This window comes from Lutibacter sp. A64 (genome assembly GCF_022429565.1).
Taxonomy (GTDB): domain Bacteria; phylum Bacteroidota; class Bacteroidia; order Flavobacteriales; family Flavobacteriaceae; genus Lutibacter.
Genome location: NZ_CP092487.1, coordinates 3,267,715 through 3,292,228 on the forward strand (window position 1 = coordinate 3,267,715; position 24,514 = coordinate 3,292,228).

16 protein-coding genes are annotated in these 24,514 nt (G+C 31.0%); 13 read left to right on the forward strand and 3 right to left on the reverse strand.

Going from position 1 to position 24,514, the window contains the following annotated elements; genetic code table 11:
* The first annotated feature begins 2 nt into the window (after positions 1-2).
* The 12 genes from MKD41_RS13380 to MKD41_RS13435 all read left to right on the forward strand — a co-directional run bounded on the left by MKD41_RS13380 (position 3) and on the right by MKD41_RS13435 (position 19,319).
* Positions 3-1,433 (forward strand): glycoside hydrolase family 30 protein, encoded by a 1,431-nt coding sequence (locus tag MKD41_RS13380; protein ID WP_240242806.1) that lies wholly within the window; start codon positions 3-5, stop codon positions 1,431-1,433.
* A 13-nt stretch (positions 1,434-1,446) separates the two neighbouring features.
* On the forward strand, positions 1,447-2,235 hold the full coding sequence (locus MKD41_RS13385; protein WP_240242807.1) for an SGNH/GDSL hydrolase family protein: 789 nt from the start codon (positions 1,447-1,449) through the stop codon (positions 2,233-2,235).
* Between the two features lie 2 nt (positions 2,236-2,237).
* Entirely contained in the window at positions 2,238-4,091 is a 1,854-nt protein-coding gene (locus MKD41_RS13390; RefSeq protein ID WP_240242810.1) for a beta-N-acetylhexosaminidase, read from the forward strand.
* A 5-nt stretch (positions 4,092-4,096) separates the two neighbouring features.
* Positions 4,097-5,584, forward strand: coding sequence for a sulfatase family protein (locus tag MKD41_RS13395; protein WP_240242813.1), 1,488 nt, complete (start codon positions 4,097-4,099; stop codon positions 5,582-5,584).
* Positions 5,585-5,606: 22 nt separating this feature from the next.
* Entirely contained in the window at positions 5,607-7,958 is a 2,352-nt protein-coding gene (locus tag MKD41_RS13400) for a GH92 family glycosyl hydrolase (RefSeq protein WP_240242815.1), read from the forward strand.
* Positions 7,959-7,963: 5 nt separating this feature from the next.
* Positions 7,964-9,265, forward strand: a complete 1,302-nt coding sequence (locus tag MKD41_RS13405) for an alpha-L-fucosidase (protein ID WP_240242816.1) — start codon at positions 7,964-7,966, stop codon at positions 9,263-9,265.
* 20 nt (positions 9,266-9,285) lie between these two features.
* The gene (locus MKD41_RS13410) at positions 9,286-9,549 is read left to right on the forward strand and encodes a hypothetical protein (protein ID WP_240242817.1); all 264 of its coding nucleotides are present in this window, start codon (positions 9,286-9,288) and stop codon (positions 9,547-9,549) included.
* Positions 9,550-9,557: 8 nt separating this feature from the next.
* Positions 9,558-11,669, forward strand: coding sequence for a right-handed parallel beta-helix repeat-containing protein (locus MKD41_RS13415; RefSeq protein ID WP_240242819.1), 2,112 nt, complete (start codon positions 9,558-9,560; stop codon positions 11,667-11,669).
* A 48-nt stretch (positions 11,670-11,717) separates the two neighbouring features.
* Entirely contained in the window at positions 11,718-13,055 is a 1,338-nt protein-coding gene (locus MKD41_RS13420) for a sulfatase-like hydrolase/transferase (RefSeq protein WP_240242820.1), read from the forward strand.
* 29 nt (positions 13,056-13,084) lie between these two features.
* A complete protein-coding gene (locus tag MKD41_RS13425; protein WP_240242822.1) occupies positions 13,085-15,382 on the forward strand; it encodes a family 20 glycosylhydrolase in 2,298 nt (765 codons plus the stop codon).
* A 105-nt stretch (positions 15,383-15,487) separates the two neighbouring features.
* Positions 15,488-17,641 (forward strand): alpha-L-rhamnosidase-related protein, encoded by a 2,154-nt coding sequence (locus tag MKD41_RS13430; protein ID WP_240242823.1) that lies wholly within the window; start codon positions 15,488-15,490, stop codon positions 17,639-17,641.
* Between the two features lie 10 nt (positions 17,642-17,651).
* Positions 17,652-19,319, forward strand: a complete 1,668-nt coding sequence (locus tag MKD41_RS13435) for a hypothetical protein (protein ID WP_240242825.1) — start codon at positions 17,652-17,654, stop codon at positions 19,317-19,319.
* Between the two features lie 106 nt (positions 19,320-19,425).
* On the opposite strand, the gene MKD41_RS13440 is transcribed toward MKD41_RS13435, so the two are convergent.
* From MKD41_RS13440 to rhaD, 3 genes are all read right to left on the reverse strand, one after another.
* On the reverse strand, positions 19,426-20,733 hold the full coding sequence (locus MKD41_RS13440) for an FGGY family carbohydrate kinase (RefSeq protein ID WP_240242826.1): 1,308 nt from the start codon (positions 20,731-20,733) through the stop codon (positions 19,426-19,428).
* A 149-nt stretch (positions 20,734-20,882) separates the two neighbouring features.
* Complete coding sequence (locus MKD41_RS13445; protein ID WP_240242827.1) at positions 20,883-22,670, reverse strand: L-fucose isomerase; 1,788 nt, start codon at positions 22,668-22,670, stop codon at positions 20,883-20,885.
* A gap of 19 nt (positions 22,671-22,689) precedes the next feature.
* On the reverse strand, positions 22,690-23,484 hold the full coding sequence (gene rhaD, locus MKD41_RS13450) for a rhamnulose-1-phosphate aldolase (protein WP_240242829.1): 795 nt from the start codon (positions 23,482-23,484) through the stop codon (positions 22,690-22,692).
* 107 nt (positions 23,485-23,591) lie between these two features.
* Here rhaD and MKD41_RS13455 point away from each other — a divergent pair, with 107 nt between their 5' ends.
* Positions 23,592-24,491 carry a helix-turn-helix domain-containing protein gene (locus MKD41_RS13455; RefSeq protein WP_240242830.1) on the forward strand — a complete coding sequence of 300 codons (900 nt, stop codon included), beginning with the start codon at positions 23,592-23,594 and terminating at the stop codon, positions 24,489-24,491.
* The last annotated feature ends 23 nt before the right edge of the window (positions 24,492-24,514 follow it).

The following is a 24,514-nucleotide window of genomic DNA, read 5'->3' on the forward strand; positions in this document are numbered from 1 at the left end:
ATATGAAAATTTTTAAGAGCTGTATGTTATTTACAATTATTGTTGCTCTTTCAGCTTGTGAAAGTCAACCAAAAGTTACTTGGGTAAGTAGTACAGATACCGATGTTTGGGTAAATAAAACATACAATCAACAAGAAAATACATCTAATGCTGTTATTAATATTAACGTAGATGTTACAAAACAAGAGCAAGAAATAACTGGTTTTGGAGGTTGTTTTAACGAGTTAGGTTGGGAAGCTTTAAATGTGGTTTCTCCTGAAGAAAAACAACAAATTTTAAACGATTTATTCAGTCAAGAAGATGGGTGTAAATTCAGTCTTTTTAGAATGCCAATTGGAGCTAATGATTATGCGGTAGATTGGTATAGCCATAATGAAACTCCAGAAGATTTTGAGATGGTTAATTTTTCTATAGATCGTGATAAAAAAAGACTAATTCCATATATTAAAGAAGCACAAAAAATAAATCCAGATATAGCAATTTGGGCTTCACCTTGGTGTCCGCCTTCTTGGATGAAGCATAGCAAACACTACGCCTGTAAGTCAAATCCAAAATTTAACGATTTACCTATAGAATTTAGTTCTACAGAAGAATTGGTTTCACGTTTTATTATGGAATCAAAATACTTAGAATCGTATGCGTTGTATTTTTCAAAATTTGTACAAGCGTATAAAGCAGAAGGTATAGATATTAGTGCAGTTCATGTTCAAAATGAGTATAATTCAGCGCAAAACTTTCCGTCTTGTGTTTGGAAACCACAAGATTTAGGAATTTTTATTGCCGATTATTTAGGTCCTAAGTTTAAATCAGAAAATATTGATAGTGAAATTTGGTTAGGTACTGTTGAGCGCCCACAAATAGAAAGAGTTTCTGATATATTAGAGTATAAAAACACAAAGGATTATGTAAAAGGTGTTGGTTTTCAATGGGCAGGAAAAGGAGCAATTGAAGCCGTACATGCAAAATATCCAGAAATGGAATTAATGCAAACAGAAACAGAATGTGGCGATGGTTCTAACGATTGGAAAGCTGCAGAGTACACATTTAATTTAATGAAACATTATTTCGAAAACGGAGCAAACTCATATATGTACTGGAATATGGTTTTAGATGAAACAGGAAAAAGTCAATGGGGTTGGAAACAAAACTCAATGATTTCTATAGACCGAACTAGTAAAGCCATTACTTATAATCCAGAGTTTTATTTAATGAAACATTTAAGTGCTTTTGTAAAACCAGGAGCTGTAAAATTAGCAACAACAGGAGATACTGATAATGCAATTGTTTTTTACAACGAAGCAGAAAATGAAGTTGTAGTTCTTGCTTATAACAATGCTGAAGAAAATAACGAGTTAAAATTAAATGTAAATAATCAAGAAATAAATGCCTTGTTAGATGCTAAATCTTTTAATTCAATAGCAATTAGTTTATAAGATTGAAATACCTATGGAAAGAAGAGAGTTTGTAAAATATTTAGGGGCAATGTCTATTTATATTGGAGCAACTTCTTGTGGGGTAATAAATATTTTTGGTGAGCAATATAATGAAGAAGTTTGCCAGAGAGCCTGGGATAATTTACGTAAATTAAAAAGCCCAGCTTTTAAATATGTAAACCCTAAAAAAGAGCTTCTAAATGTTTTAATTTATGGAGATTCTATTTCTATTGGATATACACCAATTGTAAGAGTAACATTATCAGAAAAAGCGAATGTATTTCGGATATATGCAAACGGAGAATCAAGTGATAAGTTTATTTCTTATGTTGAAAAAATGAAGAAAACCATGTTTCAACCATCTTTAAAAGGTGGTTGGAATTTTGAATGGGATGTAATTCATTTTAATGTTGGTTTACATGATTTAAAATATTTATCAGCAGGAAAACTTGATAAGAAAAATGGCGAAGTAGTTAACAATATAGAAGAGTATAAAACGAATTTAGATAAGATTTGTACCTATTTAACTGAAGAATATCCGAAAGCTAAATTAATTTTTGCAACTACAACAGCTGTTCCTAGAGGCGCTAATGGTAGGTTTGTTGGAGATAGTGTAAAATATAATAAAGCAGCAAAAGAAGTTGTTGCTAGGTACCCTTCAATATTAATTAATGATTTATATGGCTTTACCAAACCAAATTCATCTAAATGGTATGTAAAACCAGGAAATGTTCATTATAATAATTTAGGGAAAACGGAACAGGGAAAACACGTAGCAAAAGTTATAGCTGAAAATTTATAATTATGAAGAAACTATTATTATTTATCGCAATTTTTATTTTTTCTATAGAAGGAAAAGCTCAAGAAAGAGAGAGCACATTTATTCCTCAACCAGAATCTGTAGTATTTACTTCTGGAGGATTTAAATTAAATGAGGATACGCAGGTTTTTATTCCTAAAAAATATAGTAAAGATTTAAAAGCTGTTATAGTTTCAGAAATAGTAAAAGATACTCAGTTAAACCTAACTGTAAATACAGGTCGTGTAAAAGTAAGTTCAAACTATATTGTTTTTCAAATAGTAAAAAATGCTTCCATAAAAGCAGAAGGTTATGTTTTAGAAATTACACCATCAAAAATTACAGTTAAAGCAACTGATTATGCTGGTTTGTTTAATGGTTTTCAAACCTTAAGACAAGCAATTCCTGTGAGTTCAGATTTAGAAACTGCAATACCGAGTATGATTGTAGTTGACAACCCAAGGTTTAATTGGAGAGGTGTTATGTTTGATGTGTCACGTCATTTTCAACCTAAAGCTTTTGTTTTAAAGCAAATAGATGTACTGTCTTCATATAAAATAAATAAACTGCATTTACATTTAACAGATGATCAAGGTTGGAGGATTGAAATAAAAAAATACCCTAAACTTACAAAAATAGGCGCTTGGAGAGCCGATAGAACAGGGATACCTTGGTGGAGTAGAGAAGCGGCAACAGCTAAAGAGCCTAAAACTGTTGGAGGTTTCTATACACAAGAAGATTTAAAAGAAATTATAGCGTATGCTAAAATTAGAAATGTAGAAATTATACCAGAAATAGATGTTCCAGCGCATAGTAAAGCGCTTATAGCTGCATATCCACATTTATTTTGTTATGATAATCCAACTGCAAATTTTGAAGTTGCTGTTGGAGGTAAAGCATCTGATAATGCATTGTGTGCAGGTAAAGAAACAACGTATAATTTTTTAGAAGATGTTATAAAAGAAGTGGCAGATTTATTTCCATCTAAATATTTACATATTGGTGGAGACGAATGTAATAAGAGTAATTGGAAAAAATGTCCGTATTGTCAAAAAGTGAAAGGAGAGCATCATTTAGCGGATGAAGAAGAGTTACAAAGTTATTTTATTCAAAGAATGCATAAAATTGTAACTGCCCAAAATAAAATAATGATTGGTTGGGACGAAGTTTTAAGTGGTAATGGAGTAAAAGGAGCAACAATTATGGCTTGGCGTAGAGGAAAGCATACTCCAGAATTACAAGCGCCAAGAGAAGGGTATCCAACAATTATGACTTCTTATTTACATTCTTATATTAGTCAAGTACAGGGGCCAATATTTATGGAGCCTGAGGGGCCAAATGTAGTGTTGCCTTTATCTAAAGTTTATAATCATGAGCCTATTCCCAAAGAGCTAACAACTGAAGAAGCTTCAAGAGTTATGGGGAATGAAACTTGTTTATGGGGAGAGTTTACTCCTACAGAAGAACATTTTGAATATATGTTATATCCAAGAACATTGGCAAGTGCAGAAGTATCTTGGAGTGCGCCAAAAGTAAAAAGTTGGAAACGTTTTCAGAAAGCATTAGAAACTTCACATTTTAAAAGGTTAGAACGTAATAAAGTTAATGTGTCTAAAAGTATGTTTACGGTGTATCCTGCATTTGCAATAGACCAATTGCATAATCAAGCAATAGTATATTTAGAAACAGAAACTGAAGGTTATTCTATTTATTATACAACTAATGGAGATGATCCAACAATAAATGCTACTAAATACGAAGGTAATTTTAAAGTAAAACTAAAATCACTTTTAAAAGCAGGTTTGTTTAATAAAGAAGGACATTTATTAGGAGAAATAACTGAAATAAGATTAAAATAATGATTATGAAAATTTCAAAGTTAATAGTTTTGTTAATGCTAGTTGTTAACTATGCATGGGCACAAGAAAAACCAAATATTGTATATATTATTTGCGATGATTTAGGTTATGGAGATGTGCAAGTTCTAAACCCTGAAAAAGGGAAAATTAAAACACCAAAAATAGATGCATTAGCTAAACAATCTATGATGTTTACCGATGCGCATTCAGCAGCAGCTGTTTGTACACCTTCAAGATATTCAATTTTAACAGGGCGTTATTCTTGGCGTTCAAGGCTACAAAAAGGTGTATTAGGAACGGGTGATGAGTTAGAACCGTTAATTGCAGAAGATATAGTAACAGTTCCAAAAATGCTTAAAGAAGCAGGTTATAAAACTGCTGCTATTGGTAAATGGCACCTTGGATTTAAGTTTGTTGATGATGAAGGAAATCCAGTGAAGGTTTATGAAGGTAAAAAAGTAGTAGGTCCAGCAATTGGATCAACTGTGCCAAACGGACCAATTTCACGTGGTTTTGATTCTTATATAGGTTTTCATCACTCAAGAGTTATGCAAACAGTTATAAAAGACGATAAGGTTATTGATAAGATGCCTCCTATAAAAATGTTGCAATTTTTAAGTGATCAGGCTATAGAATATATTTCAAAAGAATCTAAAAATGAAACGCCGTTTTTTATGTATTTGGCATTAAATTCTCCTCACAGTCCAGTTGTGCCTTCAGAAGCTTGGCAGGGGAAAAGTGGTATGGGTGCTTATGCCGATTTTGTAATGGAAACTGATGATGTTGTAGGTCGTGTGTTAACAGCTCTTGAAGAAAATGGTATTGCAGATAATACGCTTGTTTTTTTTACAAGTGATAATGGATGTTCTGCTCCTGTAGCAAAAGCAGGTAAATTAGAAAAAGAATTTGGTCATTATCCGAGTGCTAATTTTAGAGGGTATAAATCTGATATATGGGAAGGAGGACATAGAATACCTTTTATAGTTAGATGGCCAGGGAAAATTGAAGCAAACTCTGTAAATGATAAATTAATTTGTCAAACCAATTTAATGGCAACTTGTGCCGAAATTGCAGGTTTAGATCTTGCAGAAAGTGCTGGGGTAGATTCTTACAGTATTCTACCAATGCTAAAAAATAAAAAGTCTAAAACAGACTATAATTTTGTTATACATCACTCTATAAATGGTAAATTTTCTATTAGAAATAAAAAATGGAAATTAGAGTTAACACCGGGTTCTGGAGGATGGACAGGACCTACAGATGTCAAAGCTATAAAAGAAAACTTGCCTAAAATACAGTTGTACAATATGAAAAAAGATGAAGAAGAGACAACAAATGTATATGATAAGCATCCAAGAATTGTTAAAAAATTGACAGAAAAATTAAAACAGATTGTTGAAAATGGAAGAACAACATCTGGTAAGTTACAACAAAATGATGTTTTTGTAGATATTTATAAAACAATAGATTCTAAGAAAACAACAACACAATAACAATTAAACAACTACGGCAAATATGGAAATTGATAAAAGAAAAATAGTAGTTTATTGTAGTTTAATACTGGGTATGTTAGTTGTAGGTTCGTGTTCATCTACAATAAATAACGAAGAGGTTGTACCAAATAAAAAGGAGTCTGTAGATTTTATAGATCCAATAATTGGGGCAATAACTTATGGGAAAAAATCTAAAGATGCTCACGGTTTTGGAAAAACATTTCCAGGGACTGCTACACCTTTTGGTTTGGTGCAATTAAGTCCTGATACGTTTACAGGAGGTGATAATGGTTCAGGATATTCTTATGAGCATCCTACATTAGAAGGTTTTAGCTTTACACATATGAGTGGTGTAGGTTGGTTTGGAGATTTAGGGAACTTTTTAGTTACACCAACAACGGGTAAGTTGCAGACTAATAGAGGGGTTCCAGACAATCCAGAAAGTGGATATCGTTCCCGTTTTACGCATGATTCAGAAATTACAAAAGCAGGATATTATGCCGTAACTTTAGATGATTATAAGGTGAAAGCAGAACTTACTTCAGCACCAAGGGCAGGAATAATTAAGTTTACCTATCCAGAGAATAATAGTTCTCGTATTCAAATAGATTTATCCCGTCGAGTAGGAGGTACTTCAACAGAACAGTATATAAAAGTTGTGAACGAAAATACCATTGAAGGTTGGATGAAATGTCCGCCTGAAGGTGGCGGTTGGGGAGCTGGAGATGGAAATGCCGATTATGTGGTGTATTTCTATTGTCAGTTTAGTAAACCTTTAAAAAATTATGGTATTTGGAGTGCCGATATTCCGGATGTTCCAAGAAAAATGCGTTTTATTAGAAAAGAGACTTATCAAGATGCCGTTAAAAATGCTCAAATTTTTGAAGGTAAAAATGAAATGCAAGGCAAACATTTAGGTTTTTATACCAATTTTGAAACAAAAGAAGGCGAAGAGGTTTTACTAAAAAGTGGTATTTCATTTGTTAGTATTGCGGGTGCTAAAGAAAATTTAGAACACGATATTAATCATTGGGATTTTAATAAAACAAAACAAGAAGCTCGTGATAGTTGGAGCAAAGCACTAGCAAACATTTCGGTTTCTGGAGCCACAGACAAAGAAAAAACAATTTTTTATACTGCTTTGTATCATACTATGATTGATCCTAGAACATTTTCTGATGTTAATGGAAATTATATTGGAGCAGATAAAAAAATACATAAAACACAAGATTTCACATATCGTACTATTTTTAGTGGTTGGGATGTTTTTAGATCACAGTTTCCACTACAAACCATTATCAATCCTACATTGGTAAATGATGAGATTAATTCATTATTACAAATGGCAGAATTTAGTGGGAATGAGTATTTACCTCGTTGGGAAATGTTAAACTCTTATTCTGGTTGTATGTTAGGAAACCCTGCAGTATCAGTTATTGTTGATGCATATGAAAAAGGAATTAGAAATTACGATATAGAAAAAGCCTTTAAATATTCTAAAAACACAGTAGATAATACAGGAAATGGAGCTTTAGGTTATTCAAATAACCATATATCTAAAACATTAGAATATGCTTATTCTGATTGGGCTTTGGCAACGTTTGCTAAGTCTTTAGGAAAAGAAACAATTGCAGCTGATTATTTTAAAAAGAGTAAAAATTATAAAAATATATGGAATAAAGAAGTTAATTGGTTTAGAGCCAAAGATAGTTCTGGAACTTGGTTAGATTGGAAAGGTAAAACAGTTCATGGGCAAGGTTGTATTGAAAGTAATCCATACCAACAAGGTTGGTTTGTTTCACATGACATTGAAGGTTTAAAGGAGTTAATGGGAGGCGAAGAAGCTTTTAAGAATGAATTGATTTCTTTCTTTGAAAACACACCAGAAGATTTTCTTTGGAACAACTATTACAACCATCCTAACGAACCTGTACACCATGTGCCTTTTATGTTAAATGAAGCAGGTGTACCGCATTTAACTCAGAAAATAACTCGTAAAATATGTAATAGTGCATATGGTACTGATGCTTATGGGTTATGTGGAAATGAAGATGTTGGGCAAATGTCTGCGTGGTATGTTCTGGCTTCAATAGGAATTCATCCAATAAATCCTGGAGATAATAAATATCAAATAACAAGTCCTGTTTTTAATGAAATTGAAATTAAGTTAGATGAAACGTATTACACTGGAAAAACATTTAAAATTATAGCCAATAATAATTCAGAAGAAAATATTTATATACAATCTATTAAATTAAATGATAAAACATTAGATCGGTATTGGATATCACATGAAGAAATTACTAAAGGTGGAGTTTTAGAACTAGAAATGGGATTGGAACCAAGAATTAATAAAAGACTAAATCAAAAATAGAGATTATGAAAAAAATAGGACTAATATGTTTACTTAGCTTACTAATGTTTAGTGTAAACGCACAAAAGCAGTATGAATATTCAATGCCAGATTATACGCCAACGGAAGCTAATTTAGAGGCTCGTGCAGCATTTCAAGATATGAAGTTTGGTATGTTTGTTCACTGGGGAGTCTACAGTATTCTAGCAGATGGTGAATGGGTGATGTTAATAAAAAAAATTAAAGCAGATAATTACGAGCGCTTGGCAGACTTTTTTAATCCTCAAGAATTTAATGCAGATGAATGGGTAAAGCTTGCAAAAGATGCAGGAATGAAATATATTACAATAACTTCACGTCATCATGATAGTTTTAGTATGTTTGATACAGCTGCTAGTGATTTTAATATTGTTGATGCTACACCTTACGGAAAAGATCCTTTAAAAGAATTAGCTGAAGCGTGTAAAAAAGAAGGTATTAAATTAAATTTTTATTATTCTTTACTCGATTGGAAACGGGATGATTATAAAAATGGTAAAAAAGGAGATAAAGAAGCCTGGAGAAACTATATAGATTTTATGAAATTACAGCTTACCGAGTTACTTACCAATTATGGTGAAATTGGATGTATCTGGTTTGATGGCCATTGGGATCAAAAAGAAGCAAACTGGCATTATGATGAAATTTATCCATTAATTCATAAATTAAGTCCAAGTACGTTAATTGCAAATAACCATCATATACAACCAATTTTAGGAGAAGATATTCAAACTTTTGAGCGTGATTTACCAGGAGAAAATAAAGGTGGTTATAGTCACGGAGTAGAAGTAAGTCAATTACCTTTAGAATCTTGCGCTACTATGGCAGGCAAATGGGGTTACAGTATTTATGATAAAAAGTTTAAGTCAACAAAACAATTAATTCACTTTTTGGTGAAAGCAGCTGGTAAAAACGGAAATTTATTATTGAATGTAGGACCTATGTCAAATGGAAAAATTCAACCAGAATTTGTAAATACTTTAGGTGAAATTGGAGATTGGACAAGTAAATATGGTGAAAGTATTTATGGTACACGTGGAAATGTTGTTAGTTCTCAAGATTGGGGTACCATCACTAAAAAAGATAAAACGCTTTATGTTCATATTTTAGAAGCTCCAAAAGAACCTTATATTTTTATTACCGAATTTAATCAGAAAATTACTTCAGCAACATCATTCGATGGAAAAACTAAAATTAAATTTAAACAAATGAAAGAAGGTACTTTTCTGTATGTAGATACAAAATCTATTAATAATATTGATGAAATTATAAAGCTTAAAATAAAATAGAAAATTAAATAAGTTTCTTTATGAGGTGTTGTTTTATCATATTATTTATTGTTTTATTTTCAATTAATAATGGGTTTTCTCAAGATACAATTCCTTTAACAAAAGATATAGTTGTTGTAGCTACAGGTGAAGGAATCCGTACTATTATTTATACAGATTCAACCTTTTATAAATTTATTCTAGAAGATAATTATTATTTAAAAGAACAGGATAATGTAGGTGTAAATAGAATAGACAATGTTGTAAAATGGAGATATTCAATTCTAAATAAGATAAAAAACTAATAATATTTATGAAATTTATTTACTCTATACTTCTGTTTTTTATTTGCGGATTATCTTTAAAAGCGCAAATTAATATTTATGTTTCTCCTACAGGGAATAACACAAATAATGGAACTAAAGAACAGCCTCTAGCTAGTTTAATAGAGGCAAGAAACACCATTAGAAATTATAAAAGAACTTCACATAAAAATCAATCTTATACAGTTATTGTTGAAAATGGATATTATATAATGAAGGAACCTTTTGTATTAACTTCAGAAGATAGCGGTACACCTAAGAATCCAATTGTATATAAAGCAGCAAAAGCAGCCAAACCAGTTTTTAGTGGAGGAAAAGAACTAAAGGGTTTTAAGGTAAATAAAAATGGTGTTTGGGAATTAAAAATTCCTGAATGTGTTTATTATAAATGGCAATTCGATCAATTATATGTTAATGGTAAAAGAGCAACTTTAGCTAGAACTCCAAATCAAGGTTTTTTAAAACTAGATAAAGTTGAACAAGATATTTGGAAATTAGGAAGCTCTCGAACACCAGAAAAGGCAGAGCAACAATTGTTTTTTGGGAAAGAAGCTTTAAAGCATCTAACAGGTATTCGAAAGGACGAAATAAACCAGGTAAGGTTTAAAGCATTTCATAAGTGGGATTATACATTACGTCATATCGATGCTATAAATATAGATAGTTTATCAATTATAACTTCAGGGGAAGGAATGAAGCCTTGGAATGAATTAAAAAAAGGAGGTAGAATTATTTTGGAAAATTATAAAGAAGCTTTAGATATAGCAGGTGAATGGTTTTTAAGTGAAAAAGGAGTTTTGTATTATATACCAAGACCTGGAGAAACACCTGAAAATTCAACTGTAATAGCTCCTGTTTTAGAGCAATTAGTAACGATAAAAGGAAATGCTTCTAAATATAATTATGTGGAAAATATTAGTTTTGAAGGTTTGAGTTTTGAGTATTGCCATTATAAAATACCAAAATCTGGATCTGAACCTAACCAAGCAGCTGCCTTATTAAATGCTGCAATTTATTTAGAAGGAGCAAAAAATATAACTTTTTCTGAGTGTGAAATTTCCAAAACTGGTCAACATGCCTTGTGGTTTGAAAAAGGTTGTAGTACTTCTCTTGTAGAGAATACATACTTGCACAATCTTGGTGGTGGCGGAGTTTATTTAGGTGCTTCAAAAGCTTTAAAAGGTAGAGAACATACACGTCATATTCAGATCAATAATAATATTATTCAATCTGGAGGTCAAGAATTTCCTGCAGCTGTAGGTGTTTGGGTTGGACATAGTTCTGATAATAAAATAACGCATAATGATATTGGAAACTTTTATTATACAGGTGTTTCTGTAGGCTGGGTTTGGGGATATAAGCCTAGTTTAGCTAAGAATAATATTATTGCTTATAATAAAATTCATCATATTGGATGGGATTTATTAAGTGATATGGCAGGTGTTTATACTCTTGGATCTTCTGAAGGAACAGTGGTAAAAAATAATGTAATTCATCATATTCATGCCTATTCTTATGGAGGTTGGGGAATGTATGCAGATGAAGGTTCAACAGGAATTGTTTTTGAAAATAATTTAGTTTATAATACTAAAACGGGTGGTTTTCAACAAAATTACGGAAAAGAAAATATTGTGAAAAATAACATATTGGCATATGCAAAAAAATATCAATTACAATGTACTATTGCCGAGGCGCATAAATCGTTTACTTTTACAAATAATATAGTATTGTTTAATAAAGGTATGGTGTTGAAAGGAGCTTGGAATCAGGTTATTGCAAATATTAATAATAATATTTATTGGAATTCAAAAGAAAATAAATACAATTTTAATGAGCTTACTTTTAAGGATTGGCAAAACAAAGGTTTTGATAAACAGAGTTTTTTAATTGACCCAAATTTTAAAGATCCTATAAATGCAGATTTTAGATTTAAAGACAAAAAAAGTTATAAAAAAATAAATTTTATACCGTTTGATATTTTTAAACCTGGAGTATATGGCGATAAAGAATGGCTTGAAAAAGCTGAATTATCAGAATTTATTACAAAATCTTTTGATGAGATAGTACAGAGAAATTTAAAACTTAACCCTGAGAGAGGTTAACGTGATATTAAATTTAAAAAACAAATATTTAATAAGAAAAATAGGATTATGAGAAGTGTGTTTTTATTTTTATTTTCAACTTTGTTGTTGTCTTGTTTGGGGCAAAAAAAACAAATTACCAAACAACCTAATATTGTTATTATTGTAGCGGATGATTTAGGTTATGGAGATATTTCTAGTTTTGGAAACACTAAAATACAAACTCCAAATATTGATGCGTTGGCAACTACAGGTATTAAGTTTACAGATTTTCACTCTAATGGAGCAGTTTGTAGTCCCACAAGAGCAGCATTAATGACCGGTAAATACCAACAACGTACAGGAATTGAAGGAGTAGTAACGGCTAAAAGCCATAGAGATGTTGGTTTAAGTTTAGCACAAGTTACTATTGCCGAAGAACTAAGTAGCTATGGTTATAATAGCGCTATGTTTGGTAAATGGCATCTTGGTTATGCAAAAGATTACAATCCATCTTTACAAGGATTTCACCAGTTTGAAGGATTTGTAAGTGGAAATATAGATTACCATGCACATATAGATCAAGAAGGTTATTTAGATTGGTGGAAGAATGTAGAAATTAAAAATAGGGAAGGGTATTCAACAGATTTAATTACAGAAAATGGAGTTAAATTTATAAAAGATAATAGTTTACAAAAAACAGCCAAACCTTTTTTCCTCTACTTACCTCATGAAGCACCACATGGTCCTTACCAAAGAAGAATAGATAAAGTATTAAGAGAAGTTGGTAGTTCTATTACAAAACCAGTGGTTAAGGATAGTATTGCTTCTATTTATAAAGAAATGGTAGAAGTTATGGATGAGGGTGTTGGTAAAATTATTAAAACGCTTAAAGAAACAGGACAGTTCGAAAATACAATTGTTATTTTCTTTTCAGATAATGGCGCTAATCATTTTGGAAATAATGGAGTTTTAAGAGGAGGAAAAGGAAGTGCTTATGAAGGGGGAAGTAGAGTGCCTGCAATGATTAGTTATCCTGCTATTATTAAAGATGCAATTGTAAGTGATCAAACTGTTTTAACTATGGATATTTTGCCTACATTATTAGATTTTATAGCGCAAAAGCCAAGTGCTAAAGATGTAGATGGAATAAGTATAAAAAACCATTTATTAAATCAAACAAAACTTCCTGAAAGAGATGTGTATTTTGGTTACGGAAGAAAAAGCTTTATTAGAAGTGGAGATTGGAAGTTGATTAAAACCCAATTAAAAGAAGGTTCTAAAATGGAACTTTATAACTTGTCGAACGATCTTAAAGAAAGAAATAATTTAAGTGAAGAAAAACCAGAATTGGTAGAAAAACTTCTAAAAAAATTAAGATTATGGGAAAATGAAGTTACAGAAGGAGTTGAAAAAATTTCAAAATAGAAAACATTATAAAATATAAACTTAGAAGGATGAGAAAACATATACTATTAATCTTGTTAACTGTACTTTTGGTGTCTTGTAAACAAACAAACCCATCGTTTAACAAAGAAGAAATATCAATACTTCCAAGACCTTTAAATTTTCAATTAAATGAAGGTTCCTTTCAAATTGATGCAACTACAAAAATCATCCTTCAAAATGAAAGTCAACAAAAAGCTGTAAATTACTTAAAAGGTTTATTTAATAAAGCGGCGGGTTATAATTTAGAAGTGTTAAATATTACTACAAAATCAGCAATTGTTTTTGAAACAGTTGAAGGTTTAAAAATAGGAGCATATCAGCTAGTGGTAAATCCAACATCAATTTTAATAAAAGCTTCAGAAGAAAGCGGTTTTTTTAATGCTGTTCAAACCATTCGTCAATTATTGCCTGTTGTAATAGAAAATAAAGAAAAAACAACTGCAAATTGGTTTGTGCCAAGTGTAGTTATTGAAGATGAACCTCGATTTGAATGGAGAGGAATGCACATGGATTTTAGCCGTCACTTTTTCAATATAGACGAAGTAAAATTTTTTTTAGACTATATGGCTTTGTATAAGTTAAATACCTATCATATGCATTTAACAGACGATCAGGGTTGGAGAATTGAAATAAAAAAATATCCTTTATTAACAGAAAAAGGAGCTTGGAGAACACCAAATAATCAAGATACTCTTTGTATGAATAGAGCTGTTGAAAATAAACTCTATACTATTGATGAGTCTAACTTTAAAGAAATTGATGGAGAACGTAAATACGGTGGTTTTTTCACACAAGAACAAATTAAAGAGATTGTTGCTTATGCAGATGAAAGATGTATTACTGTAATTCCAGAAATAGATATGCCTGGTCACTTTAAATCGGCTATAGATAATTATCCGTTTTTATCTTGTAACGAAGAATCTGGATGGGATACCGTTTTTACATACCCTACTTGTTTAGGAAAAGAAACTACTTATGAGTTTATGAAAAATGTGTTGAGCGAAGTTGTTGAATTGTTTCCGGCATCTTATGTTCATATAGGAGGTGATGAGGTAAATATTGCTTCTTGGGAAGTGTGCTCTCATTGTCAAAAAGCCATCAAAGAGAATAACTTAAAAGATGAGCACGAATTGCAATCATTTTTTAATAGAGATATAGAGCAGTTTTTACAATCTAAAGGAAAACAATTTATGGGTTGGGATGAGATTGTAAGAGGTGGATTAACAAAAGACGCAAGTGTAATGTGGTGGAGAAATTGGGCTCCAGATGCTCCAAAAATTGCTGCAAAAAATGGAAATAATATTGTAGTTACTACTACAGCAGCTTATTATTTCGATTATTTGAATGAAGGGAATCCTTTAGAAAGGGTATATAATTACGAGCCAATTCCAGCAGATTTTACCGAAGAAGAAGCAAGTAATATATTGGGAATACAAGCAAATTTATGGTCAGAAAGAATTCCTAGTTTTAAGCGCTTACAATATCAAGCATTTCCTCGATTTTTCGCTATATCAGAAAACGGTTGGGTTACGCAAGAAAAAGACTTTGAAAACTTCAATAAAAGAGTAACAACACAATACGATAGGTTAGATGCTTTAGGGGTGTATTATTATATACCAACCGTAAAAGGATTGGATAGAGAAATTGCATTTGTAGATAGCGCTACTGTAAAGTTAAATTTAGCGTATGCGTTAGAGGGAACAGAAATATATTATACCTTAGATGGAAGTGTACCAACAAAAGCATCTTTAAAATACGAAACGCCATTTGTTGTAAAAGATACTATTGAAATAAAAGCACGTGCTTATAGAGGAAATATTTATAACGACTTAATCTCTACAAAAGTAATTCGTAAAAATTATATCGAATCTGTACAAACTACCACTAATGAAAAAGGATTAAAGCAATGGATACTTAAAGGAAAATTTAAAAATGTAGATGATGTTAAAACACCTACAACAACTAATTATACAAAAGTAGATGGTATTGCCTTAGGAAATTTAAAAAATGAGAAAAGATTTTCTGTAGTTTATAAAGGATATTTTAATGCTGAAAAAGATGGGATTTATGAGTTTGAAACAAGATCTGATGGCGGTGATTTATTATTTATTGGAGATGAAACAATAGTTGATAATAGTGGTTGGCACGGACCTAGAAAACGTTATGGTAAAGTAGCTTTAAAACAAGGCTTGCATCCAATAACTATTAAATACAGACCAAGTGACAATCCAAGAGTTATTGAAGTTAAGTATGGTTTGCAAGGAGAAACGTTGAAGTCAATTAATAGTTCAGTTACCAGTTTTTAAACCTTTTTTAAGTATACGTAAATCAACTGTATTAAATTAATTATAATGGTTAGGTCTTATAAAATGAAATATTATAATCAGATTATTCTGCTTTTATTTAGTTGTATGTTTTTACTTTTTAGTTGTAAATCTAATTATGGAATAGAAGATGAAGAAAATAGGCCTACTGGTTTATCAGTAGAATTTATAAGACAACCAGAAACTGTTTTAATAATAGATCAAAAACCTGAATTTTCTTGGGAATTACCAAAAACTGCAGTTAAGCAGTTGTCGTATCAAATTTTAATAGCTTCTTCTTTAGAATTGATTGAAAATAACAAAGGAGATGTTTGGGATTCAAGAAAAATAGTGAGCGGTCAATCTATAAATATAGAGTTTGAAGGAGCTCCATTAGAGGTTGGTAAAACCTATTTTTGGAAGGTGAAAATATGGGATGCAGCAAATAAAGAGAGCCTTTACTCAAAATTTCAAAGCTTTAGAATAGGAGCAAAAGAAAATATAATAACTAGTGCAAATAGTTTTCAAATAGAAAGTTTAAAACCTGTAAAATTTCAAAAGTTAAATGCTGATTCATATTTTATAGATTTTGGTAAAGCTGCGTTTGCAACACTAGAATTTAACTATAAAACAACAAAAAAAGATACACTTGTTTTTCATATTGGAGAGCAACTTGTAGAAAATAGAATAAACAGAAAACCTAAAGGAACTATTCGGTATCAAAAAATTAAAGTTCCTGTAAATCCAGAACAAAAGAAATATACTTTATCTATAAAGCCAGATAAAAGAAATACAAAACCTGTAGCTATAAAATTACCAGATTCGTTTCCTGTTTTAATGCCTTTTAGATATGTTGAGATAGAAAATTCAAAAGGAGATTTACAATTAAAAGATTTTACTCAAATTGCATATTTTAGCTATTGGGAAGATAATACAAGTCATTTTGAAAGTTCTAATCCAATTTTAAATCAAGTTTGGGATTTATGTAAATACTCTATTAAAGCAACCACATTTGCGGGTTTATATGTTGATGGCGACAGAGAACGTATTCCTTATGAAGCCGACGCTTATTTAAATCAATTAAGTCATTATACTACCGATAGAGAATATGCAATGGCAAGACAAACATTAGAATATTTTATGGAACATCCAACATGGCCAACAGAATGGCAACTTCATGTGGCATTAATGTTCCAAGCCGATTATATGTATACCGGAAACACGGAACTTATTGAGAAATATTATGAAGACTTAAAGCATAAAACCTTAGTAGAATTAAAGCGAGAAGATGGATTGATAAGTTCTGATAAAGCTACTCCGGAATTCATGAGAAAATTAGGATTTAAAAATCCGAAAGATAAGTTGAAAGACATTGTAGATTGGCCACCAGCACAAAAAGATACCGGTTGGAAACTAGCAACAAAAGAAGGGGAGCGAGATGGTTTTGTTTTTAAACCAATTAATACTGTTATTAATAGTTTGTACTATAGAAATCTAGAAATTATGGCAGAATTTGCTGAAATTTTAGGTAAGACAGACGAAGCTAAAATGTACGAACAATTAGCAATACAAGTAAAGGAATCTATTAATAATAAGTTGTTTAATGCTAGTATAGGAGCTTATATAGATGGTGAAGGTACAAACCATGCCTCTCTTCATTCAAATATGATGGCATTGGCTTTTAATATAGTTCCAGAAAAAAATATTGAATCGGTTGTAACTTTTATTAAAAGTAGGGGAATGGCTTGCAGTGTTTACGGTGCGCAGTATTTGTTAGAAGCATTATACAATGCAAATGAAAGCGACTATGCTTTAGAATTAATGACTGCTACCCACGATAGAAGTTGGTACAATATGATTAAAATTGGATCTACAATTACACTGGAAGCTTGGGATATGAAATATAAACCAAATGCCGATTGGAACCATGCTTGGGGAGCGGCACCAGCTAATATTATTCCAAGGTATTTATGGGGAATTCAACCTAAAACACCAGGGTATGCAGTTGCAAAAATAAAACCGCAATTAAAAAACTTAAAATCAAGTTCTATTGTTGTTCCAACTTTAAGAGGACAAATTAAAGCTACTTATATTTTACAAGATAAAATTGAAAGATACATTATAGATATTCCTGCTAATATGAATGTTGAATTTGTGGTAAAACCAACTTCAAAAGTAAAAGTGAATAATGAAATTAAATCGAGTAAACTTGGAGTTATTTACTTAGAAGCGGGTAATAATATTGTAGAAATAATTAATTAAAAAAAGAGTAATGAGCAAATTAAATTTACTTAAAAATTCAGCATTAATAGTTTTTGTATTTATAAGTGTTTTAGCAACTAAGGTTATTGGTCAAAATATTATTTCTAATCCTTTAATTTTAGATATGGTGCATCATAACCCTGGTGAAACACCGTATGATTCTAAATATAATGATCCAGCAGTAATTAAAGAAATGGGATATAATGGTAAGGTATATTTCCTTTTTGAATCTCCTGCGTTAGCCATTAATTGGGAATCTGTAGATGCAGCTATTTTACCAAAAGGTACAGAAGATAGAAAATGGGTTGATGCAAAAGCAGCACAAATAAAAAAAATGCATGCAGCTTGTAAAGCCGAAGATATAGCTATTTATGCAATGTCTGATCTTGTTTTGTTTCCTAAACGATTAATTGAAAAATATAACATTGAAAAAACTTTTGGAAACCCGAATGATGCATTAACAGAAAAGCTGATTCGTGCTCAAATTAATGAGATGTTTGATCAGTTTCCAGATCTTGATGGATTGGTAGTGCGTATTGGAGAAACGTATCTGCACGATGCGCCATATCATAAAGGAGCAATTAATGATAAAACAAGTCCACAAAAAACAATAATCCCGTTAATAAATATCTTAAAGGAAGAAATTTGTGAAAAAAGAGACAAGCAACTTATTTTTCGTACTTGGGGTGCATTTGATAGAAATATGGACGATTATATGGCTGTAAGTAATGCTATAGAGCCACATAAAAATTTAATAATTAGTATAAAACATGTTGAAGGTGATTTTCATAGATCAAATGAATTTAGTAAAGTTATTGGTCAAGGGCGTCATCGTCAAATTATTGAAATTCAATCTGCTCGCGAGTATGAAGGAAAAGGAGCATATCCAAATTATATTGCCAATGGTGTAATTGATGGTTTTGAAGAGCATGCTAATATGCCAGAAGCACAAATTAATAGTTTAAGTGAGTTTGTAGAAAAAAAACCAGAATTATATGCCGGCGTATGGACTTGGTCTCGTGGTGGAGGATGGGATGGTCCATATATAAAAGATGAAATGTGGTGCGATTTAAATTCTTGGGTAATGGCACAATGGGGACAAAATACCGATAAAAGTGAAGCATTTATTTTTAACAGATATGCCACAGAGCGTTTAGGTTTAAAAGGTGATGATGTTGCTAAATTTAGAAAGTTATGTTTGCTTTCGGCTGAAGCAGTAGTTAGAGGTAGAAATAGTACGTATAGAGATATGAATCCGTGGTGGACAAGAGATCAAGGTATTGCATGGCCAATGGTAGTTAAAGGTACTAATGAACAAAAGAGAAACCTAGTGCAAAAGGATGAAGCAATTGCAAAATGGAAAGAAATTGTTAAGTTGGCAAAATCAATTCATTGGCAAAATAAAGCAACTAAAAACCATGTAGTTGGGTCTTCAAAATATGGTTTAAGACTGTATGAAATATATAGAACACTTATTTATATGAAATATGCAGACGATAATGGAAATGGTAAAGACGTTCAAAAATGGATTAAAGCATACGATAAAGCTTGGAAGAATTATAACAAGCTTGCAAAAAAATATAGTAGTATAGCAACTCTATATACGCAAGATTATGAGCGTCATATAGCAAATAATGCAAATCGTAAAGTAAATAAATTAAGAGCGCAGGATAAGTAGTTTTTATTGTTATAACTTTCTATTTTAGAATAAAAACCAGGGTTTAATTTTTTAAAATTGAACCCTGGTTTTTAATTTGTACTTTTTTTTAGAGAGGTATTTGTTTTCAGTTTAAATACTTCTTCATTAATAAAGCTGCACCTAAAGCACTTTCATTTTTACAGTTTGAAATTTTAATTTCAAGATTGTTTTTTAGTAGTTTTAGAAGCTTGATAAATATTTTATTTTTATTGAATCCTCCCGAAATAAATACTTTTGAAATGTCTGCGTTTTTATCTGAAATTAGTTGAATACCGTTAATTACTTTTTTTGATATTTCGTATACTAATTGGTAATAAGCTGCTTCATACGAAGTAAAATTCTTCAAATATTCTGGGTGAGCTTCAAAATCTGTATCTATACCTTCTGATAAAAATACGCGAGCATTTTTTTGCACTAATTCTTCACAGAGAGTTGTGTTTAAAACAAGATCTAAATGTGTGTCGATACTTACCTTAAAATAGTCGCTTAAAGCTTTTAAATACACTTCGTGTATTCTTCCTAAAAATTGCATAGAAGACTTTATTTGTTGCTTTTCAGGAGTCATAAAACACAAGCAATTATTTTTAAGTTGGTGTTGTGTTAGTACTTCTTTACTAAATGGATTCATAGCAATAATCCACGTGCCAGTTGATAATAATATAAAATCTTTTTCTTTTTCCAATAAAGGAATTATAGATGAAGAGCTGTCGTGCATACCAGAACCTACAGCTATTTTTTCTTCATTTATTTCAGTAATAATAGCTTCATTTCCTTTGCAAGGTGTTGGTAAGTTTATGTTTTCATCTTTTAACCAACTATGATATTGCATTGTGTCAAAATCCCAAGTTGCAGTATGTGCACCAACAGATGTATAATCTGCTGTAATTTTTTTTGTAAATAAATAGCTTAAATACTGTGGATAGTGTAAAATGGCATCAACTTGTTTCCAAATTTCTGGTTTGTGTTTTTTAATCCAAAGCATTTGTAAACCAGTATTTAGCATACCATAAACAGGTGAAGCTGTTTTTCTTGAAAATTCATCAGTTCCTCCGTTGTTTTGATAAAGGGTTTCGTAATCTTTTAAATCTAAATTTTTTAGATAATTGTATAAAGGTGTTATACGTCTTCCTTCTTTATCTAGGTAAATTAAAGAAGCACCATGCGTTGTAAAATTGATAGCTTTTATTTTAAAATCCCCTTTTTTTTGAATATTAGAAATCTGATTTTTAATCCAGTTTTCAATTGCTACAATATCATCACAAGGAAAACCATCATCGTCAATTATTTCATCAAATTGAGTTGAATTTTGAAATACTACTTCAAAACTTTCATCAAACAAAAATATTTTTTTATTTGTTTTTCCTATATCAATAATTGCTATAACTTTTTTCATCTGTATTGAAAATTTAGATATGAAAAGCCTTCCTAATAATTTTTAAACTAAAAATTATTAGGAAAAGCTTTAACAATATTATAAAAAGAATATGGTGATTAAATCAGACAATTATAATTAAACCAGTTCTTCTTAATATATTTAATTATTTATTCTTTAAATCCGTATAGAGGTCCGTAGTTGTTGCAGGCTCTATAATCTGCACCTTCAAGGTTTTCGCCAAAAGCAGACCATGCACTAGGTCTAAATATATCATTTTCATCAACATTATGCATATTTACTGGAATGCGTAACATAGCGGCTAATGAAATTAAATCTGCTCCAATATGTCCGTGAGAAATTGCTCCGTGGTTAGCTCCCCATTTAGCCATTACAGTGTACACATCTTTAAAGAAACCTTTACCAGTTGTTCTAGGTACAAACCAAGTTGTTGGCCAAGTTGGGTCAGTTCTATCATTTAAGACATTATGAATATCTTCAAGTAGTTCTACACTCCAACCTTCTACAATTTGTAAAACAGGGCCGATTCCTTTAATTAAATTAACTCTACACATGGTTAATGGCATTTGACCTTTAGTTAAGAAATTAGAAGAGAATCCTCCACCTCTAAAATATTCGGTTGTAGCTGGTGGCCATTTTGTATTATCTAAACATCTTTTAACATCATCTTCTGTAATATCCCAAAAAGGTTTCATAGTTGGGTTTCCTTCAGCATCTAATTGTTGTGCGGTAGCATCTAAAGTTGTTGAACCAGAATTTATTAAGTGAATAATTCCGTTTTCTGCAAGACCTGTTAATTTTTTACCCGTAACTCGTTCTACAGATTCTGGGCTCCAATAGGTTCTTACATCAGAGAATAATTGCGCTTTATTAGTCAATAAATGACCAAATAGCATTGAAATTGCATTTAAACAATCATTTTCTGTAGCAAATACATAAGCTTGGCGAATTCCGTTCCAATCGAAAGACGAGTTTAAAATAGACTCTGTAAAATCTGCATTTGGTTGGTAATCTGTCCATTGACGTTGTCCTTGAAAACCACCCATAATGGCATTTCTACCTTTAGATTCTTCACCGAATCCCATTTCTTTTAATTTTGGGTTTCCGTTCATTAAATCTTTACAGATTAAAGTCATTTTTACAACTTTTTCCCATTCTTCGTCTTTTTGTTCACGAGATTTTTGTGATTCAGGGTTGTTTCTGTCTTCGCCTTCTTCACAATTTGCTTTGGTCCAAGCTAAAGCTTTTTCATATTCATCTTGATCAAAAATATTGTTTTCAATACGTCTTAAAAGTTCAACAGATTCTACAAATTCTGCTCTTACACCTAAATAGTCTTGTAAAAAGTTTATATCTACCATAGAACCAGCAATTCCCATAGAGCTATATCCTATTGATAAATAAGATTTTCCTTTCATTTGAGCTACTGCTAAAGCACCTTTAACAAAACGTATAATTTTTTCTGAAACATCTTGAGGGATGGTTTTATCACCACCATCTTGAACTTCTTTACCATAAATACCAAAAGCTGGTAATCCTTTTTGTGCATAACCAGCTAGGGCTGCAGCTAAATATACTGCTCCCGGTCTTTCAGTACCATTAAATCCCCAAACTGCTTTTGGTGTTAACGGATCGGTATCCATAACTTCAGTTCCATAACACCAACATGGAGTTACTGTTAAAGAAACTTCAACACCTTCTCTTTTAAATTTATCTGCACAAGCAGCTGCATCAGCAACGCCACCTATTGTAGTATCTGCAATAACACATTCCACTTTTTCTCCGCTAGGAAAACGCAATGTATCTTCTATTAATTTGGCAGCAGCTTTTGCCATATCCATTGTTTGAACCTCTAAAGATTCTCTTACGCCTAATTCGCGCCCATCAATTACAGGACGAATCCCTACTTTTGGTAATCTACCTATTAGTCTATTCATTATGTTTAGTTTTAGTATTCTATGTAAATTGTTCTAATTCTGTCAATTGTTTATTTGAAAGTCCTGCGGGTTTAAACCCAGCAGCCCAACACATCATTAATAATTTAGCACCTTTGTTTGCTACATCTAAAAAATCCCAGGCTTTTTCTACATCTGGTGCGGTTGCAGTTGCACCATGTTTTTCCCATAAAGAGATATTTCTTGTTTTAAAAGCTTCTATAGTTACTTTTGCCAATGGCTCTGTACTAGACAATGCATATGGTGTACAGTGAATTCCTTTAGGTACAAATACTTTAATTTCAGGACACATCATCCATAATTGTCTATTCAATTCTTCCTCATCATTAAATAATTCATGATGACTCATACAAATTAATTCTAACGGATGTGTATGTACAACTGCTAAATTTTCTGGATGATTAATTGAATTAAACAAATGTATACTTGCATGTGAAATTAATTCACAAGTAGGACCAAAACCTTCTCTTTTACCTCCCCAAATAATTGAATAAGCAGTTGCATCTTCATTGATATAAAGTATACAAGAAGCTTCTTCAATTTTATCTATTAAATCTCTTAGATAACAGCCTGTACCAGTAATATAAATTACAAAGCCAGCAGCTCCTTTAGGAAAATCAAATGGCACTTCTGTACCAATACCTTTCACTTCTTCTTTAGAAAAAAAAGATGTTAAATTAATTGAAATATTTCCTGCATTTCTTTCAGCCCATTCTCTTTGCCATAAATAACCGGCTACTTTAGAGACATTATTTAATTCTTTTTGTACTTCATTAGGAAGTTTAATTGTACCCATATCTATTATTTTATAACATAATTAATACTACAAATTTACTGATTAACAAGTGTTAAATAAATATTTAAAATTTGTATTTTTGTATCTAATTCAAACATTTTGAGTTTATGAAGTTCGTAAAAGATATTGAATTAGGAGATCCTTCGTCAAATAATCAAAATTTTATCGACCTTAAATTAAGGTTGTTATGTTGCAGATATTGGTTGTTAGATTTGTGGGATTGCCATGATATGGTGTTTCCTTTTTGGAGGCTGTATTGGAATAAAAATGAAGGAGGCGAATTAATTCATCAAGAAAACATTTATAAAATGGACCCTAAATTTCTTTATATTATTCCACCTTTTACATCATTTTCTACACAGTTTACAAAAAATCATAAATTTAATAATGGTATTCATGTAAATGGAAAACAATTGACAAGTTTTTATGATGAAAATGAGTATTACGATAAACATTTAATTCATTTTTTTGTGCATTTTAACTTAGGAATTCCTTTTGATAACGTGTATCCAGGGATTTTTAAAATTGAATTAACCGATTACCTTAAAGATAAATTACACTATTTAACAAATAGATTAAAAATTGAAAACAGCGATTTTAAATTAACGTTTAACTTAAAATTACAAGCTTTTATAAAAGAGGCTCTTACTAATATTGGTCCAGAATTGTGGAAAGCTATCGATATTGATGATCGTGTTTTAAAAGTAATTCGATTTATTGAAATTAATATTGGTAAAAAATTAAGCAATTCAGATTTAGCTGAAATTGTAAATATGGCTCCAAATTCTTTTTCAAGATTGTTTAAAGAAGAAATAAATGTTACGCTACATAATTTTATTCAAAATAGAAAAATAGCTAAAGCTTGCGATTTGTTTGAGTATACGAATAAAACCATTGAAGAAGTTGCTTATAGTTTAGGGTTTTCAGATCGTTACCATTTTTCAAGGGTATTTAAATCTGTTACGCGGTTAACACCTGCAAGTTATAAATCTGGAAAATATACCTAGATTTTTTTGAATTACGAATGACA

What these genes read in the sequence shown, in the direction of transcription:
- MKD41_RS13390 (WP_240242810.1), top strand. Translation starts at nt 2,238, where the DNA reads ATGAAGAAACTATTATTATTTATCGCAATTTTTATTTTTTCTATAGAA.
- MKD41_RS13435 (WP_240242825.1), top strand. Translation starts at nt 17,652, where the DNA reads ATGAGCAAATTAAATTTACTTAAAAATTCAGCATTAATAGTTTTTGTA.
- MKD41_RS13445 (WP_240242827.1), bottom strand. Translation starts at nt 22,670, where the DNA reads ATGAATAGACTAATAGGTAGATTACCAAAAGTAGGGATTCGTCCTGTA.
- MKD41_RS13410 (WP_240242817.1), top strand. Translation starts at nt 9,286, where the DNA reads ATGAGGTGTTGTTTTATCATATTATTTATTGTTTTATTTTCAATTAAT.
- MKD41_RS13395 (WP_240242813.1), top strand. Translation starts at nt 4,097, where the DNA reads ATGAAAATTTCAAAGTTAATAGTTTTGTTAATGCTAGTTGTTAACTAT.
- MKD41_RS13420 (WP_240242820.1), top strand. Translation starts at nt 11,718, where the DNA reads ATGAGAAGTGTGTTTTTATTTTTATTTTCAACTTTGTTGTTGTCTTGT.
- MKD41_RS13440 (WP_240242826.1), bottom strand. Translation starts at nt 20,733, where the DNA reads ATGAAAAAAGTTATAGCAATTATTGATATAGGAAAAACAAATAAAAAA.
- MKD41_RS13430 (WP_240242823.1), top strand. Translation starts at nt 15,488, where the DNA reads ATGTTTTTACTTTTTAGTTGTAAATCTAATTATGGAATAGAAGATGAA.
- MKD41_RS13425 (WP_240242822.1), top strand. Translation starts at nt 13,085, where the DNA reads ATGAGAAAACATATACTATTAATCTTGTTAACTGTACTTTTGGTGTCT.
- MKD41_RS13455 (WP_240242830.1), top strand. Translation starts at nt 23,592, where the DNA reads ATGAAGTTCGTAAAAGATATTGAATTAGGAGATCCTTCGTCAAATAAT.
- rhaD (WP_240242829.1), bottom strand. Translation starts at nt 23,484, where the DNA reads ATGGGTACAATTAAACTTCCTAATGAAGTACAAAAAGAATTAAATAAT.
- MKD41_RS13405 (WP_240242816.1), top strand. Translation starts at nt 7,964, where the DNA reads ATGAAAAAAATAGGACTAATATGTTTACTTAGCTTACTAATGTTTAGT.
- MKD41_RS13415 (WP_240242819.1), top strand. Translation starts at nt 9,558, where the DNA reads ATGAAATTTATTTACTCTATACTTCTGTTTTTTATTTGCGGATTATCT.
- MKD41_RS13380 (WP_240242806.1), top strand. Translation starts at nt 3, where the DNA reads ATGAAAATTTTTAAGAGCTGTATGTTATTTACAATTATTGTTGCTCTT.
- MKD41_RS13400 (WP_240242815.1), top strand. Translation starts at nt 5,607, where the DNA reads ATGGAAATTGATAAAAGAAAAATAGTAGTTTATTGTAGTTTAATACTG.
- MKD41_RS13385 (WP_240242807.1), top strand. Translation starts at nt 1,447, where the DNA reads ATGGAAAGAAGAGAGTTTGTAAAATATTTAGGGGCAATGTCTATTTAT.